The organism is Rhodoblastus acidophilus (genome assembly GCF_009720655.1).
Lineage (GTDB): Bacteria > Pseudomonadota > Alphaproteobacteria > Rhizobiales > Beijerinckiaceae > Rhodoblastus > Rhodoblastus acidophilus_A.
In genome coordinates this window covers 53,484-68,371 of record NZ_WNKS01000010.1, presented here as the reverse complement: position 1 = coordinate 68,371, position 14,888 = coordinate 53,484, and the positions used below count along the sequence as shown (strand labels likewise).

At 65.3% G+C, this 14,888-nt stretch carries 16 protein-coding genes; 8 read left to right on the top strand and 8 right to left on the bottom strand.

The genetic code is table 11. The annotated features are described in order from the left end of the window. Positions 1 to 176: 176 nt before the first annotated feature. Positions 177 to 605, bottom strand: coding sequence for a hypothetical protein (locus GJ654_RS12260; protein ID WP_155446443.1), 429 nt, complete (start codon positions 603 to 605; stop codon positions 177 to 179). 337 nt (positions 606 to 942) lie between these two features. Between GJ654_RS12260 and tal the strand changes: the two genes are divergently transcribed. The 4 genes from tal to pgl all read left to right on the top strand — a co-directional run bounded on the left by tal (position 943) and on the right by pgl (position 5,465). Beyond that, positions 943 to 2,037 carry a transaldolase gene (gene tal, locus GJ654_RS12255; protein ID WP_155446442.1) on the top strand — a complete coding sequence of 365 codons (1,095 nt, stop codon included), beginning with the start codon at positions 943 to 945 and terminating at the stop codon, positions 2,035 to 2,037. A gap of 117 nt (positions 2,038 to 2,154) precedes the next feature. Then, positions 2,155 to 3,177, top strand: coding sequence for a phosphogluconate dehydrogenase (NAD(+)-dependent, decarboxylating) (gene gnd / locus GJ654_RS12250; protein ID WP_155446494.1), 1,023 nt, complete (start codon positions 2,155 to 2,157; stop codon positions 3,175 to 3,177). Next, on the top strand, positions 3,178 to 4,719 hold the full coding sequence (gene zwf / locus GJ654_RS12245; RefSeq protein WP_246664724.1) for a glucose-6-phosphate dehydrogenase: 1,542 nt from the start codon (positions 3,178 to 3,180) through the stop codon (positions 4,717 to 4,719). A 2-nt stretch (positions 4,720 to 4,721) separates the two neighbouring features. Next, positions 4,722 to 5,465, top strand: coding sequence for a 6-phosphogluconolactonase (pgl, locus tag GJ654_RS12240; RefSeq protein WP_155446492.1), 744 nt, complete (start codon positions 4,722 to 4,724; stop codon positions 5,463 to 5,465). Here pgl and GJ654_RS12235 read toward each other — a convergent pair whose 3' ends face one another. Next, positions 5,466 to 8,675 carry an efflux RND transporter permease subunit gene (locus GJ654_RS12235; RefSeq protein WP_425540385.1) on the bottom strand — a complete coding sequence of 1,070 codons (3,210 nt, stop codon included), beginning with the start codon at positions 8,673 to 8,675 and terminating at the stop codon, positions 5,466 to 5,468. 5 nt (positions 8,676 to 8,680) lie between these two features. Next, the gene (locus tag GJ654_RS12230; protein ID WP_155446440.1) at positions 8,681 to 9,652 is read right to left on the bottom strand and encodes an efflux RND transporter periplasmic adaptor subunit; all 972 of its coding nucleotides are present in this window, start codon (positions 9,650 to 9,652) and stop codon (positions 8,681 to 8,683) included. Between the two features lie 45 nt (positions 9,653 to 9,697). Between GJ654_RS12230 and GJ654_RS12225 the strand changes: the two genes are divergently transcribed. From GJ654_RS12225 to GJ654_RS12210, 4 genes are read left to right on the top strand one after another with little or no spacing between them, the layout of a single operon-like run. Beyond that, on the top strand, positions 9,698 to 10,045 hold the full coding sequence (locus tag GJ654_RS12225; protein WP_155446439.1) for an ArsR/SmtB family transcription factor: 348 nt from the start codon (positions 9,698 to 9,700) through the stop codon (positions 10,043 to 10,045). After that, positions 10,011 to 10,406, top strand: a complete 396-nt coding sequence (locus GJ654_RS12220; protein WP_155446438.1) for a rhodanese-like domain-containing protein — start codon at positions 10,011 to 10,013, stop codon at positions 10,404 to 10,406. The genes GJ654_RS12225 and GJ654_RS12220 overlap by 35 nt, the downstream gene beginning before the upstream one ends. Positions 10,407 to 10,416: 10 nt before the next feature. Next, on the top strand, positions 10,417 to 10,758 hold the full coding sequence (locus tag GJ654_RS12215) for a rhodanese-like domain-containing protein (protein ID WP_155446437.1): 342 nt from the start codon (positions 10,417 to 10,419) through the stop codon (positions 10,756 to 10,758). Positions 10,759 to 10,762: 4 nt separating this feature from the next. Then, positions 10,763 to 11,779 carry a class I SAM-dependent methyltransferase gene (locus GJ654_RS12210; RefSeq protein ID WP_155446436.1) on the top strand — a complete coding sequence of 339 codons (1,017 nt, stop codon included), beginning with the start codon at positions 10,763 to 10,765 and terminating at the stop codon, positions 11,777 to 11,779. Positions 11,780 to 11,940: 161 nt separating this feature from the next. On the opposite strand, the gene GJ654_RS12205 is transcribed toward GJ654_RS12210, so the two are convergent. From GJ654_RS12205 to GJ654_RS12185, 5 genes are all read right to left on the bottom strand, one after another. Then, the gene (locus tag GJ654_RS12205) at positions 11,941 to 12,357 is read right to left on the bottom strand and encodes a copper chaperone PCu(A)C (RefSeq protein WP_155446435.1); all 417 of its coding nucleotides are present in this window, start codon (positions 12,355 to 12,357) and stop codon (positions 11,941 to 11,943) included. Further along, a complete protein-coding gene (locus GJ654_RS12200; RefSeq protein ID WP_246664723.1) occupies positions 12,357 to 12,926 on the bottom strand; it encodes a Tll0287-like domain-containing protein in 570 nt (189 codons plus the stop codon). The genes GJ654_RS12205 and GJ654_RS12200 overlap by 1 nt, the downstream gene beginning before the upstream one ends. A 99-nt stretch (positions 12,927 to 13,025) precedes the next feature. Next, complete coding sequence (locus GJ654_RS12195; protein ID WP_155446433.1) at positions 13,026 to 13,643, bottom strand: DsbA family protein; 618 nt, start codon at positions 13,641 to 13,643, stop codon at positions 13,026 to 13,028. Between the two features lie 55 nt (positions 13,644 to 13,698). Then, complete coding sequence (locus GJ654_RS12190; protein WP_196305536.1) at positions 13,699 to 14,247, bottom strand: ferritin-like domain-containing protein; 549 nt, start codon at positions 14,245 to 14,247, stop codon at positions 13,699 to 13,701. A 159-nt stretch (positions 14,248 to 14,406) separates the two neighbouring features. After that, positions 14,407 to 14,880: a methyltransferase family protein gene (locus GJ654_RS12185; protein ID WP_155446432.1), complete on the bottom strand. Its 474-nt coding sequence runs from the start codon at positions 14,878 to 14,880 to the stop codon at positions 14,407 to 14,409. Positions 14,881 to 14,888 lie beyond the last annotated feature (8 nt).

Here is a 14,888-nt window from a genome sequence, read left to right as displayed (position 1 = left end):
CCGGCATCCGCTTCGCTTGAAAACGCTCTACGCGTTCAAGCGCTCCGGTCAAACGGGACGCGCGCGCCGCGCGGCGGGATGGGACCGCTGGATGATCAAGGATCAGGATTGGTCGCGCGCCTGAAGACGGCATGCATGCGTGGCCAACGCATGCATGCGCAGCCATCGGCTGGCTCTTACGACATCAAATGCGCGGGCGGCTGCGGATTGTTCGCCGGATTGGAATCGTACTTGTTGACCTTGACCACCAGCGGCCCGCCGACCAGCGGCTTGAGATCGGCTTCCAGCGCTTCCGCAGCATCTCGCGCGTAAACCTCGTCGCCGTTCACATAAAATGTGACGATTTTCTTGTGCTTGGCGGCCTTGGCCGGATCGTCGATGGTGACCTTGGTCCATTTGTAGAGCGGGCTCTGCGTCTCGCCGGCGGCCTCGGCCTCCGAACAAAACTCGGCGAAGGCCTCGTACTGGTTGCGGATTTGCGCGTTATGCCGCTCGGCGACGGTGATGAGCGCCTCCAGCTCCGGCGCCGCGCCGCCTTCGCAAATCAATTCAGCCGCGCGGTCCGTCAGGGTGGCGCGGATTTGAAACTGCCATTCCTCGCTCATCGATGTCTCCAGTTCGAGCTGACCTATATAAAATCATTGGCGCCCCCGGCGGCAAGAGCTTACGCCCGCCCGTGCCGCCGCTTCGCGCCTTCCAGATGCCCTTGACCTGCGCCCGAGCAATCTGTGCTGGATTTGAGACGACAACCAAGCGCGTTTGTGGCTGGCCGGAAGATGCGTCCTTTCTCGTCCCCGATGGCGTGCGCGCGTTGTTCGAAAGACATGCGCGGCTGGGAACGATATGTCGGCACGTCTGCGCCCGCCGCCGATCTCATGCTAAGGTTCGGTTTTACGCGCGAGGCCGTGCCGCCGCCGCGCGGCGGCAGTTGGAGAAGGCGCCATGAATCCGTTGCAACAGCTCGAAACCTGCGGGCAATCGCCCTGGCTCGACAACCTCAAGCGCAGTTTTGTCGCGCAGGGCGGACTGCAAGAGATGATGACGCGCGACGGGATCAAGGGGGTGACCTCCAATCCGTCGATCTTCGAAAAAGCCATCGGCCAGTCGGATGAATATAATGGCGCCATTCGCGAGTTTCTGGCGCAGGGCGACCGTGACGCTGGCGCGATCTACGAACATCTGGCCATCGCCGACATTCGCGCCGCCGCCGACGTGCTGGCCTCCGTGTACAGCGAAACACATGGCCGCGACGGTTACGTCAGCCTGGAATGCTCGCCTTTGCTCGCCGACGACACGGAGGCTACGGTCGCGGAGGCGCAGCGGCTGTGGAAGACCGTCGACCGGCCCAATCTTATGGTCAAGGTTCCCGCGACATTTGCCGGCTTGCCCGCCATCAAACGCCTGATCGCGTCCGGCGTGAACATCAACATCACGCTGCTGTTCGCCGTCGATGTCTATGAGCAGGTGGCGCAGGCCTATATCGAGGGCCTGGAGGAATTTGCGAAAAACGGCGGCGACGTTTCGCGCGTCGCCAGCGTCGCCAGCTTTTTCGTCAGCCGCATCGACACCGAAGTGGACAAGCGGCTTGAGCCTGGCGATCCCCTGCGCGGCAAGGCGGCCATCGCCAACGCCAAGCTTGCGTATGAACGCTACGAAAGCCTGTTCGCCGAGACGCGCTGGCAGGCTCTGGCGCAGGCTGGCGCGCGCACGCAGCGGCTGTTGTGGGCCTCAACCGGCGTGAAAAATCCCGAATACCGGGACACGATCTATGTCGAGGAGCTGATCGGCCCGGATACGGTGAACACCCTGCCGCCCGCCGCCATGGACGCTTTTCGAGAACACGGCGCGGTGCGTCCGAACGCCATTCGCGAGGATGTCGAAGGCGCCAGGATCGTCATGTCCGAGCTTGAGCGGCGCGGCGTGTCGCTCGACGAGATCACCAGAGCTTTGGTCGTCGACGGGGTGAAACTTTTCGCCGACGCCTTCGAAAAACTCCATGCCGCCTTGGAAAGGCAACGCTTGGCGCATGTCGGCTGAAGCGGCTTGAGGCCGAGCGCCAGAGCCGCCGCGACGCACCGGGGCGGGCCACAAACTTATCCGTAACCGATACGAACCGCGTCGGCCTTTCGGGCGTTACCCGTGCCGGAGGTTTTTATGCGGATCGGCATGGTCGGACTGGGGCGGATGGGCGGGGCCATGGCCCGCCGCCTGATGAAGGCGGGCCACGAATGCGTCGTCCACGACCGCGACGCTTCCGCACGCGCCGCGCTGGTCGGCGAGGGCGCGACGGACGCCGGTTCGCTGGCGCAACTGGCGCAACAGCTGGAGCCGCCCCGCACCGTCTGGCTAATGCTGCCCGCTGGACCGGCGACGCAGCAAGCCGTTGATGACCTTGCCGCGCTGCTTGCGCCCGGCGACATCATCGTGGACGGCGGCAACACCTTCTACAAGGACGACATTTTTCGCGCGCGCCAACTTGCCGAGAAGGGCGTCGCCTATGTCGATTGCGGAACCTCCGGCGGAGTGTGGGGCCTTGAGCGCGGCTATTGCCTGATGATCGGCGGCCCCGAGGCGGCGATCAAACATCTCGATCCGATCTTTGCCGCCCTGGCCCCTGGCCCCGGCGATGTCCCGCACACGCCCGGCCGCGAAAGCGGCGACCCGCGCGCCGAGCGCGGCTACATTCACGCGGGCCCCTCGGGCGCCGGCCATTTCGTCAAGATGGTGCACAACGGCATCGAATACGGCCTGATGCAGGCCTATGCCGAAGGTTTTGATATTTTGCGCAACCGCGACGCGGCAGACCTTCCGGCGCACGAACGCTTTGACCTCAACCTTGCCGACATCGCCGAGGTCTGGCGGCGCGGCAGCGTGGTTTCCTCCTGGCTGCTCGACCTCGGCGCGGCGGCGCTCGCCAAGGACCCGCATCTCGAAAATTTTTCGGGCGTGGTTGAGGATTCCGGCGAGGGGCGCTGGACCATCGAGGCCGCCATCGAGGAAGCCGTCCCCGCGAACGTCCTCTCCGCTGCGCTCTACGCGCGCTTCCGCTCGCGGCGTGCGCATGGGTTCGGCGAAAAACTGCTGTCGGCGCTGCGCTTCGGCTTCGGCCGCCATTTCGAAGGCGGGCGCGAGGCGGTCGAGGCGGTGGCCGAGGTCGAATCCGGCAAGGAGAGCTGAATGGAGGACCTGACCTGCAAGGCGCGCATGGTCGCCTCACCGCCGCGTCGCCCGCCGACGCCGGCGGACCCTTGCGCGCTGGTTCTGTTCGGCGCCACCGGCGATCTTACCCATCGGCTGGTGATCCCGGCGCTCTACAACCTTTCGCGGACAAACGCGCTGCCGGAGTCCTTTGCCCTCATCGGCGTGGCGCGGGGGCGGACGACGACACAAGCCTGGCGCGACGACCTGCGCGCCTCCCTGGAAAAATACATTCGCGGCGCCATTGATGAGAACGCATGGCGGCGCCTCGCCGAGCGGATGACTTTTCTTCCCGGCGACCTCGCCGACGCCGGTTTCTACGAGACGCTGCGCGGCGAACTCGACGCCAGGACGGCGACGCAAGGCAACGCCATTTTCTATCTCGCCATCGCCGCGCAACTTTTTGATGTCGTGACCCAAAACCTCAGCGCGGCGCATCTGCTCGACCAGCCCCAAGACGAAGACGGAGTCCGCAAACATTGGCGCCGGCTGGTGATCGAAAAGCCGTTCGGCCACGATCTCGCCTCGGCCCGCGCCCTCAACGCGCAGCTGCAAAAAATCGTCAGTGAAGACCAGATTTTTCGCATCGACCATTTCCTTGGCAAGGACACGGTGCGCAGCATTATGGCGTTCCGTTTCGGCAACGGTTTGTTCGAGCCGATCTGGAATCGCGACCGCATCGATCACATTCAAATCACCGCCGCCGAGACGGTGGGCGTGGAGACGCGCGGAAAATTTTATGAGCAGACCGGCGCGCTGCGCGACATGCTGCCCAATCATCTGCTCACGCTGCTGTCGATGGTGGCGATGGAGCCTCCGGTGCGTTTTGACGCCGCGCACATGCTCTCAAAGAGGGCCGAAGTGCTCGCCGCCATCCCTGAGGTCGAGCCGGGCTGCGCCGTTCGCGGCCAGTATGGCGCCGGCGACGTCTTGGGCCGACCGAAGAAGCGCTACCGCGACGAGGCGAATGTCGCGCAAAATTCCGGCATTGAAACTTATGTCGCCATGCGGCTCGAAATCGAAAATTGGCGCTGGGCGGGCGTGCCCTTCTACCTGCGCACGGGAAAACACCTTTCGAAACGCCTGACCGAACTCGCTATCCGCTTCAAGCCGGCGCCGTCCACGCCGTTTCGCGACGCCGTCGAAGGGATGCGGCCCAACTGGCTGCATCTGCGCATCGCGCCGGACGAAGGCATTTCGCTGCAATTCGAGATCAAGCGGCCGGGGCCGGCGATGGACCTCGCCTCGGTGCGCATGGATTTCCGCTACGACGACTGGTTCCCGAAAGAACCCAACATCGGCTACGAAACCCTGATCCATGACGTGATGACCGGCGACCAGACCCTGTTCATGCGCGCCGACATGGTGGAGCAGACCTGGCGCATCGTGCAACCGGTTCTCGACGCCTGGGCGGCAAGCGCCGACCTGCCGGCCTACGTCTCGGGCGGCGCTGGCCCCGCCGAAGCCGACGCGCTGCTGGCGCGCGAAGGACGGCGCTGGCTGCCCATAGAAGCGGCGTGACCATGCCTGAAGGCGCGGGGGAGTCGGGATACACGCTCGAAGTGCTGGGCGATGCAAAAACCGTGGCGACGCGGGCGGCGCAATGGCTGCTTTCCCTGGCCTTGGGAACCGAGGGCGCGTTCGCCCTCGCCCTTGCGGGCGGCGAAACGCCGCGCCCGCTCTACGAGCAATTTGCGGCGCCGCCCTTTCGCGATGAATTTCCCTGGGCGCGCGCGCATATTTTTTGGGGCGACGAACGTTTTGTTGCGCACGACGACCCCCGCAGCAATTATCGATCGGCGCGCGAAACCTTTTTGGCGCGCGTTCCCATTCCCGTCCAAAACATCCATCCGGTCGACACGCGCGCGGAGGATGCGGAAGCCGCGGCGCAGGCTTACCAGCGCGAACTCCTGGCGTTTCATGGCGTCGCGCTGCTCACCGCGGCGCGGCCGCTGTTCGACGTCACGCTGCTCGGTCTCGGCGAAGACGGCCATATGGCCTCGCTGTTCCCTGGCGACGCCGCGCTTTGCGAGCGCCAAAGCTGGACGGCGGCGACGAAAGACCCGACCGGACTCGCCCGGATCACCCTGACTTATCCGGCGATCGAGAGCAGCCGCCGCGTGGCGTTTCTGATCACCGGCGCCGAAAAGAGCGCGGTTCTCGCGCGCCTCCTCAGCGGCGACCGCACGCTGCCGGCGGCGCATCTGCGTCCGGTCGGCGAACTTTTTCTGTTCGTCGACGCGGACGCCGCGCAGGCGCTGGGTTGATCAGGTCAGATCGTAGTCTTCGCCTCCGCGCAGCACCACATAAATCGCCGGGATGACCAGCACCGTCAGCGCCGTGGAAGAAGCGAGGCCGAACAGCAGCGAGAGCGCCAGCCCCTGGAAAATCGGGTCGCTGAGGATGGTCACCGCGCCGATCATCGCCGCGAGCGCGGTGAGCAGGATCGGCTTGAAGCGGATCGCGCCGGCTTCCAGCAGCAGGTGTTTCAGCCCTTGCGAAGAATCGCCGTGGCGGACGAAATCCACCAGCAGGATGGAATTGCGCACGATGATGCCGGCCAGCGCGATGAACCCGATCATGGAGGTCGCGGTGAAGGCCGCGTGAAACAGCCAGTGGCCGAACATGATGCCGATGAAGGTCAGCGGAACCGGCGTCAGGATCACCAACGGCAGCTTGAAGCTCTTGAACTGCGCCACCACCAGAATGTAGATCCCCACCAGCGCCGCCAGGAAGGCGCCGCCCATGTCGCGGAACGTCACCCAGGTGACTTCCCATTCGCCGTCCCACAACAGTTTCGGCTTGCTCTCGTCGAGCGGCTGGCCGTGCAGGATGATCTCCGGCTTGGGAGTCCCTTCCGACCATTGCATCTTGTCCAGCTCCGCGGAGACCGCGAGCTGGCCGTAGAGCGGCGCCTCATAGGCGCCGGCCAGTTCCGCCATCACCATTTCCGCCGGGCGACTGTTGTGACGGAAAATGGGGAAGGACGACAGCTCGGTCGTCACGCGGGTGACGTCGCCGAGTTCGACGATGGAGCGGCTGCCCGGCAGGCTGTTGGCGGGCACGGGGGTGGTCAACGCCAGTTCATTCAGCTCGCGATGGTTTTTCGCCAGCGCCAGCCGGATCGGCAGCGGCTGGCGGCCGCCGCGATGCGAATAGCCGACGACATCGCCGCCATAGAGTCGGCGCAGCGTGTCGAACACGTCGCTCTGTTGCACGCCGAAGAACTCCAGCGAATCCTGGTCGATCTCGACGCGCTGGCGCGGCGCGCGCACGCCGAAGGTGTCATCGACGTCGACGATGAACGAGGAGGACTCGAAGGCTTTGCGAATCTGCGCCGCCACCGCGCGGCGCGTGTCCGCATCCGGGCCATAGACTTCCGCGAGCAGGGTGGACAGCACCGGCGGACCCGGCGGCGGTTCGACCACTTTTAGGGAACCGCGCGGCGGAAGGTCGATTCCCCTCAACTTTTCGCGCACTTCGAGAGCGATCTCGTGGCTAGCGCGCTTGCGCTTGTCCTTGGGCGACAGGTTGATCTGCACGTCGCCCGACTGGGGCGTGGAGCGCATGTAGTAATGGCGTACGAGGCCGTTGAAGTTGAAGGGCGCCGCCGTTCCCGCATAAGTCTCGAACGACTGGATTTCCGGGACGTCCTTGAGCCGCCGCACCGCGTCGGCCAGGATGCGGTTGGTTTCCTCCACCGAGGTTGCCGCCGGCAGGTCGGCGACGATGGCCAGCTCCGGCTTGTTGTCGAACGGCAGCAGTTTGACCGTCACCGCCTTGAAATAGAACAGGCTGAGCGAGGCGAGGGTGGCGATGCCGACCGCCGTCAGGAATTTTTTCGATGACTTGCGGCTGCGCAGCACCGGCGCCGCGACGCGCCGGTAGAACGCGCCCATCCGGCCGCCGCCGGCGGCCTCGCCGTGCAGCGGCGCCTTGCCCGCGATCTTGAGCATCAGCCAGGGGGTGATGATCACGGCGGCGAAGAAGGAAAAAATCATCGCGGCCGAGGCGTTGGACGGGATCGGGCTCATGTAGGGGCCCATCAGGCCGGACACGAACAGCATCGGCAGCAGCGCCGCGACCACGGTGAGCGTGGCGACAATGGTCGGGTTGCCGACCTCGTTCACGCCGTCAATCGCCGCTTGCATCCGCGTGCGGCCGTCGCGCATCGCCCAGTGCCGCGCGATGTTTTCAATGACGACAATGGCGTCGTCGACCAGAATGCCGATCGAAAAAATCAGGGCGAACAGGCTGACGCGGTTGAGCGTGTAGCCCATGATCCATGCCGAAAACAGGGTCAGCAGGATGGTGGTGGGAATGACCACGGCGACGACGATGGCCTCGCGCCAGCCGATGGCGACGGCGACGAGCAGCACGATGGAAACGGTGGCGAGGCCAAGATGGAACAGAAGCTCGTTGGCCTTTTCATTGGCCGTCTCGCCGTAATTGCGCGTGACCTTCACCTCGATGTCGGCGGGGACAGTCGCCCCCTTGAGATGTTCGAGCTGTTCGACGATGCGTTCGGAAATCACCACGGCGTTGGCGCCGGCGCGCTTGGCCAGCGCGATGGTGACGGCCGGCGTCGTGCGCAAGCCGTCCTCAGTGCGGGCCACATGGGTGACGCGCGTCTCGTTGGGGGCGTCAACAAAAGTGACCTTCGCCACGTCGCGCAGATAGACCGGGCGGCCGTCGCGCGTGGTGATGAGCAAATTACCGATTTCGGGCAGGGTTTGCAGCGTGCGCCCGGCCAGCGTCTCCACTTGCAAGCCCGACTGGCGCACGAGGCCTAACTCCATCGCGCTGTTGGCGCCTTGCGCCTTGGCGGCGAGTTGTTGCAGCGTCACGCCGTAGCGCGCGAGGCCCGCCGGGTCGGGCTCGATGCGGATTTCCTGCGCCTGGTCGCCAACGAGATAGCTGAGGCCCACATCTTCCAGCTTCGCCAGCTCCGTGCGCAATTCGCGCGCGACATCGGTCAGCGCGCCCGCCGTCCAGCGGTCCGCCGCTTCGGGTTTCGGCGTCAGCGTCAGCGTGACGATGGCGACATCGTCAATGCCGCGCCCGACGATCAGCGGCTCTGGCACGCCCGCGGGAATCTTGTCCATGTTGGCGCGGATTTTTTCATGCACGCGCAGGATGGCGGCGTCCGTCGACGTGCCCACCAGAAAGCGCGCGGTGATGATCGCCTTGTCGTCATAGGTCTTGGAATAGACGTGCTCGACGGCGTTGATGCCCTTGACGATGGTTTCGAGCGGCTCCGTGACCAGTTTTACGGCGTCCTCGGCGCGCAGACCGTTGGCCTGCACCATGATGTCGACCATGGGCACCGAGATTTGCGGCTCCTCCTCGCGCGGCAGGTTGACGAGCGCGAGCAGACCGAGCGCCAGCGCGGCGATCAGCAGCAGGGGGGTGAGCGGCGAGGCGATAAAGGTTTTGGTCAGCGCGCCCGCGAGGCCGAGGCCCTTCTTTTGGCTCATGTCAGTCATGGCGTCACGATCCGGTCGCCGGCCTTCAGGCCCGAAAGAATTTCAATTTTTTGGGGGTCGTCCGTGTCGGTGAACACAACAGCGACGTCGAGCGGGCCGTCCGCGCGCGCCAGTTTCACGTAATCGACGCCCGAGCGTGTGGTGATGGCGGCGCGGGGAATGAACAGCGCGGTGCGCTCGCCCACAGGCGCGAACACGCGCACGCGCTCGCCGACAAAATAATTGTCGATGTTCTCGACCTCGGCGTCGGCGATGACGCGGCCGTTGTCGAGTTCGGGATAGATGCGCACAATTTTTCCTTGCCGAGACGGACCGCCGGCCACGCGCGGCGCGACCTTCACCGGCGCGCCCAATTGCAGCAGCGGCGCGTGGCGCTCAGGCAGGGCGAGACGCAGATAGAGCGTTCCAGAGGCGACGCGCGCGATCGGCTCGCCGGGCTGGACCACGGCGCCGGGAACGACGGCGATGGTCAGCAAACGACCGTCCTTGGGCGCCAGGATCTCGCCCTCGCGGGTCTGCTGCGCGACCACGGCGCGCTGCGCCTTCATTGAATCGAGCTGGTGGGCGAGCACGTCGGCGTTGGTCTTCGCCTGGTCGAAGGCGGCTCGGGTGGTAAATCCGCTCTTCAACAGATCCTGGGCGCGCTTGAGCGCCACCTCGGCGTTCTCCACCTGCGAGACCAGCGCGCTGATCTGGCCGTCGAGCGATTGCGCCTGAAGGGCGAGTTTCTGGTCCGCGACCACGGCGATTACGTCGCCCGCCTTGACCTGCGCGCCCTCGTCGACATTGCGCTGGACGATGGTGCCGCCGATTCGCGTGCGCGCCGGAACGATTTCGCGGCTCTCGGCCTGGCCGAAGATCGCCTTCATGTTGGGGACCGTCTGCTGGCTCACCGTGATTTCCCCGGCCCAGGCCGGAAGGGCGGCGAGCAGCAGGGGAAGCGCGGCGGATCGGAGGAGACTGTGCATGGGGGCTGCCTTTACAAATATTCGTATATATGAGAATACAGGCGCATGGTTGTCAAGCGCGACACACTTCCCGTCGAGGCGGCGAGCGAATTCTTAAAAAATTTCGCCAATCCGACGCGCCTGCGTCTGCTCTGCGCGTTGGCTCACGGCGAATCCTCCGTGAGCGAGCTGGCGGAGGCCGCCGGCGCGCCCCTGGCGCAAGCTTCGCAGCAGCTCGCCCATTTGCGCCACGACCGGCTCGTGGTCGCGCGCCGCAACGGCCAAACCGTCACCTACCGGCTCGCCAACGAGAACGTGAGCCGGTTCATCGAGGCGCTGGCCTCGTCCTTTTGCCCCTCTCGAACCCAAGGAGTTTCAGATGACCCTGACCCCGCCGCTGAAAAAAGGTTTTAAGGCCCTGCTCGCGGAAGCGAATGCCGAGGTCGCGACGATTTCCGTAGATGAGGCGCTGCCGCTGGTCGGCGATCCTTCCGTCCTGTTCGTCGACGTGCGTGAGGGCGCCGAAGTCGCGACCGGCGCCATCCCGGGCGCCTTTTCCGCGCCGCGCGGTTTTCTGGAATTTTTCGCCGATCCCGAATGCCCGATGCACAAGCCCGAACTGGCCGCCGCCCGGCGCATGATCGTCTATTGCGCCAGCGGCGGTCGCTCGACGCTCGCGGCGAAGACCCTGTTCGATATGGGTTTTACCGATGTGCAAAACCTTGTTGGCGGCATCTCCGCCTGGAAGGCCGCTGGCGGCCCGGTGACCGCGTAAGGAGAATGCTATGTTTGGATGGCTGTTTGGCGCCGGCGGAAACGTCAAGACGTTCAACCCTGGCGAGTTGCGCGATCTCCTGCGCGAGAACACGCATGTGCTGGTCGATGTCCGCGAGGACAACGAATGGGCCGGCGGCCGCATTCCCGGCGCGATCCACGCGCCGCTGTCGCGCTTCGACCAGGCGGCGGCGAAATTGCCGAAGGACAAGCCGATCATTTTTTACTGCGCCTCGGGCATGCGTTCGAAAAATGCGCTGCGCCGCGCGGAAAAAATGGGGTTGAACGCCGAAGGGCATTTGGGTGGCGGCATTTCGCACTGGGCGCGCTACGATTACCCTGTTGTCAGGTGAGTCGATGAGCGATCTCAAAACCCGGTTTCGTGAGATGGCGCGCGGCGCGCAGACGCTGGGCCTTGGTTATATCGGCGTCGCCAACGGGCTGTTTTCGGCGCTGCGCGGCTTAGGTTCGGCGCGCGTGGAGGCGCTGGCGCATGCCGCTTGCATGGATGAAGGCTATGTGCGGCGCTGGTGCGACGCTGCTTACGCCTTCGGCCTGCTGGAGGCGGACGGCGACAATTTCCGCCTGTCCGAAATGGGGGCGGCGCTCGACCCGGAGAGCGAGGACACGCTGATGCCCGTGGCGGGCCACGCCATGATGAGCATGCACATGGCGGAGCGCGCGGCCTCGTTCATGCGCGACGGCGCCCGTCCCGGCGAGGCCGTGATGTTCGAGCGCGAAACGCTCGGCCCGCTGTTCGGCCCGATGCTGGAGGGATCGTTCTCGCGGCTGTTCCGAAAAATGATCGCGCCAAACCTGCCTGTCTTTGCCGAGGTGGCGGAGCGCGGCGGTCTCGTCGTCGATCTCGGCTGCGGCAACGGCTGGTATTTGCGAGCGCTGCTGCGCGACCGGCCGCTTCTGCGCGGCCTTGGCGTCGACGGGTTTGAAGGAAATATTGTGCAGGCCCGCGCTTTGGCGGAGCAGGCCGGCATGAGCGACCGGCTCAGTTTTGTGCAGAGCGATCTGCACGCGTTCGAGCTGGACGAAAAGGCCGATCTGATCGCCATGAACCGCGCTTTGCACCATGTCTGGGAGGCGGGCGCGCAGACATTCATCGCGCGGCTGCGCGACGCGCTGAAACCGGGCGGCGTCGTGGCGATCTGGGAGCCGGACTGGCCCGAGGATCGCGCGCAATTGCGCACGCCCGCGCGCCAAGGGTTTGCCTTCCAGAACCTGACGGAGCACGTGCAGGGCAACCACCTTTTGCGCGCGGTGGAGATCGCGCAGGCGTTTGAAGACGCCGGCATGGGCGTGGAGATTTTCAGGTTCGCCGAGGGGCAGGAAGCGGTGATCGTCGCGCGCAAGGCGGGATGAGGCGCTGGCGCCGTGGACCGCCCCCGCCCTTCGAGACGCCCGCTAAAGCGGGCTCCTCAGGGTGAGGGCTACTTGTTGGAACTTGCACGACCATCCAGCCCTCATCCTGAGGAGGCGCGTCCGCGCCGTCTCGACGGGCGATGGCGGGGCCAAGGATTTTGTTACGGTCCCGCCTCGACCGTGAACACCACCGGTACAGATCCGGCATTTTCGAAAATCAGCTCGCCGTTGATCTTGTCTCCCGCGACCAGCGGTTTTTTCAGGTTGCGCATCAGGATGTGATAGCCGCCCGGCGCAAAGCTGAAGCTGCGCTCCGCGGGAATGTCGATGTTGTAGAGCCGGCGCAGGTTGGGGACATCCTGAAGGATGCGGATGCCCGCGATTTCCGTGCTCAGCGCCGCGTCCGTCTTCACGCCGACAAGATGATCCATTTCGGCGGAATGATTGAAGATTTTGACATAGGCGCGACCGACCACCGCCTTGGGCGGCGTCGGCTGCGCCCAGGGATGGTCGAGCACGATTTCCGCCTGCGCGGCGCCCGTGGCCAGCAGGAACGCCGCAACAGCGAGCGCGCGCATCACTGTGCGGCCAAGGTTTTTTTCAGGGTGAAGGCGCCGCGCATGTCGCCTTCCCTAAAACCCAGCGCCTGGTCCTGCGGGTAAAGCGCCTTGATCTTCTGCTGCAATTCCGGCGCGACGTTCTCGCCGTGACAGGTGAGGCAGACCTCGCCGGTCGGAATGGCCTTCACGAACCGGAACACTTTTTGACCATTCTCGTCGACCACCTCGGCGCTGGCGAGGTCGGCGGCCTTTTCGCCCTTGGCGATGCGGGCGACAAACGACTCCATGATCTTGCGCTCGTAGGCGTCGGGGGCGGAGGCGGCATTGCGCGGCTTCAGGCTGGTGCGCGCCACCGACCAGCCGCTGTCTCCAGAAATCTCGGCGGCGATGACCGGCGCCTGCTTGTTGCAGACCTCCAGCGCGCCTTCCGCGCCGCCCGTCTCGATGGCGGAGCCCAGCGCCGCCTTGAGTTTGCCGCCATAGGCCTGGACGAGTTCGACCGCCTTGGCTTTGAGTTCGGGGCTGGGCGCTTCGGCCCAGGCGGGCGCGACGACGGCCAGAGTTGCGGCGGCGATCCAAATACGCATAAGCGTCTCCATTCCTTGCGGCGACGCCCTGCGATGAGCGCGGGCGCCGGCTGGCGGCAATGATTATCATAAAAATATGAATGTGTGAATGTATCGCGACTATCGTCCGCGCACTTGCGTCACGACGCGCTTGAAACCTTCGTAGTCGAGGGGTTGCGCAATCTTGTAGGGGCCGATCAGGAAAACCGGCGTGCCCGGCAGGCCGAGCGCCTCCGCCTGTTCGCGATTGCGCTGCAACAGCGCGACGATTTCGGCGTCGTGGGAGTCGAGGTCGGCTTGCAGGCGGGCGAGGTCGATTCCCGCGGCGCCCAGCGCCTTGGTCATGTCCTCCTCCGTGCGCGGTCCCGACAGGGCCATGAGGGTCTTGTGGGCGACCTCATGCTTGCCTTGGTAGCGCGCTGCCAAAGCGAGCTTGGCGCTGACCACCGAAGTCTTCGAAAGAATCGGCCAGTCCTTGTAGATCAGTTTTATATGGCCGTCGTCGCGCGCGAGGCGCGCCAGTTCCGGCATGGCCTTGCGGCAGGAGGGGCAGAGATAGTCGAAAAAGATGACGATGGGGACGTCGCCCTTGGGGTCGCCGCCGACCGGCGCGTCGGGATCGTCGAGGATGGCGCGGACGTCCACCGGGCTTTTTTTGGCCTGAGCCAGCGCGGGCGCGGCGCCGAGCGCGGCGGCCAAGACGACAATTCCATTGCGCACGATCAGCCGGCGATCCATCAGTTCTCCCCTTCCGCGGAGGTCAGGTTTGCGCCTTTCCGCGACGTCCCGCAAGCTATGCCGGCGCCTGCGTCAGCGGCCGCTTCATCCGGTAAGCTTCGGCGAACGAGCGGAAGGCCGGCAGATGGCATTCGCGCGACGCCCGCATCAGGGCTTCAAAGACTTGCGCGATGACCGGATAGGCCGCGACCTCCGGAAGAAGCTCTTCCGCATAGAGGCGGTCGTTGCGAATCTCGTCCTCGACCGCCGCCTCGCAGGCGCAGGCCAGCGTGCCGGGCACGCTCTCCAGAATTTCGGGGCTGTCGAGATGGGGATTGGGCGGCGTCGGCGCGCCATAGGCGTCGAGGATGCTGGTCAGGGCGGCGGCGTGGCGCTCCTCGGATTCGGCGATGGGCAGGAAGGGCAGGGCGTAGGGAAATTTGCCGAGCACGGCGCGATAAAAAGCCTGGGCGCGGTATTCGTCGTCGAGCGCGCGGAGCACGGCCTTGTGCGCCTCGGCGGAGAGCGGCGTTTCCGGGATGCCGATCGTCGGCGCGCACGCGGCGCGCAGGCTCGCCGCCTTGCATCCCCACCAGCCCTGACCGCCAGAATGACCGCACCGCATGACGGACCCCAACGAAATTCTTTTTCGCGCCCGCCGGCCGTGAACCAGGGCGCGCGTCGAACGAGAAAAAATCGACGGAAAGATTGGGCCGGTCAAGCTCGAGCGTCAACAGCGTTCGGCGGCGACCTGTGCGATCAAACGACGCAAGGCCGACGCAGCTTACCAGAACCAGCGGGGCGTTTTCGCCGCATAGGAACTCCACGCCGCTCCAAAGCGGGCGGCGAGATGCGCCTCCTCCCGGCGGATCGCCAGGCGCTCGACGAAATAAGCGGCGGCGAAGGCGAGCGGCACGAACCACAGGGCGCCCAGCCCCAGGCCGATGCCGAGCGTGACCAGGGTGTTGCCGAAATAGATCGGGTTGCGCGTCCAGGCGAACGGGCCGGAGGTCACCAGATGCGCCGCGCCATGGTTGGGCATGATGTTGGTGCCCGCCGAGGTCATGGTTCCCATCGCCCAGAGGTCGAGCGCGATCCCGGCCGCCGCCATCACCCGGCCGATCGTCAGCGCCCAGTGCGGCAGCACGTCGCCTGTGGGCGCGAACTGCTCCAGGGCGAAGCCGACAATCCAGGCGATGCCAAAAATGACGGGAGGCCAAGGCAGCACGTTCGGTCGCGAATGAAGATCGAGGGTCAAGCGACACC

Coding starts and splice junctions, on each gene's coding strand:
- GJ654_RS12260 (WP_155446443.1), bottom strand. CDS start 605: ATGAGCGAGGAATGGCAGTTTCAAATCCGCGCCACCCTGACGGACCGC.
- tal (WP_155446442.1), top strand. CDS start 943: ATGAATCCGTTGCAACAGCTCGAAACCTGCGGGCAATCGCCCTGGCTC.
- gnd (WP_155446494.1), top strand. CDS start 2,155: ATGCGGATCGGCATGGTCGGACTGGGGCGGATGGGCGGGGCCATGGCC.
- zwf (WP_246664724.1), top strand. CDS start 3,178: ATGGAGGACCTGACCTGCAAGGCGCGCATGGTCGCCTCACCGCCGCGT.
- pgl (WP_155446492.1), top strand. CDS start 4,722: ATGCCTGAAGGCGCGGGGGAGTCGGGATACACGCTCGAAGTGCTGGGC.
- GJ654_RS12235 (WP_425540385.1), bottom strand. CDS start 8,675: ATGAGCCAAAAGAAGGGCCTCGGCCTCGCGGGCGCGCTGACCAAAACC.
- GJ654_RS12230 (WP_155446440.1), bottom strand. CDS start 9,652: ATGCACAGTCTCCTCCGATCCGCCGCGCTTCCCCTGCTGCTCGCCGCC.
- GJ654_RS12225 (WP_155446439.1), top strand. CDS start 9,698: ATGGTTGTCAAGCGCGACACACTTCCCGTCGAGGCGGCGAGCGAATTC.
- GJ654_RS12220 (WP_155446438.1), top strand. CDS start 10,011: ATGACCCTGACCCCGCCGCTGAAAAAAGGTTTTAAGGCCCTGCTCGCG.
- GJ654_RS12215 (WP_155446437.1), top strand. CDS start 10,417: ATGTTTGGATGGCTGTTTGGCGCCGGCGGAAACGTCAAGACGTTCAAC.
- GJ654_RS12210 (WP_155446436.1), top strand. CDS start 10,763: ATGAGCGATCTCAAAACCCGGTTTCGTGAGATGGCGCGCGGCGCGCAG.
- GJ654_RS12205 (WP_155446435.1), bottom strand. CDS start 12,357: ATGCGCGCGCTCGCTGTTGCGGCGTTCCTGCTGGCCACGGGCGCCGCG.
- GJ654_RS12200 (WP_246664723.1), bottom strand. CDS start 12,926: ATGCGTATTTGGATCGCCGCCGCAACTCTGGCCGTCGTCGCGCCCGCC.
- GJ654_RS12195 (WP_155446433.1), bottom strand. CDS start 13,643: ATGGATCGCCGGCTGATCGTGCGCAATGGAATTGTCGTCTTGGCCGCC.
- GJ654_RS12190 (WP_196305536.1), bottom strand. CDS start 14,247: ATGCGGTGCGGTCATTCTGGCGGTCAGGGCTGGTGGGGATGCAAGGCG.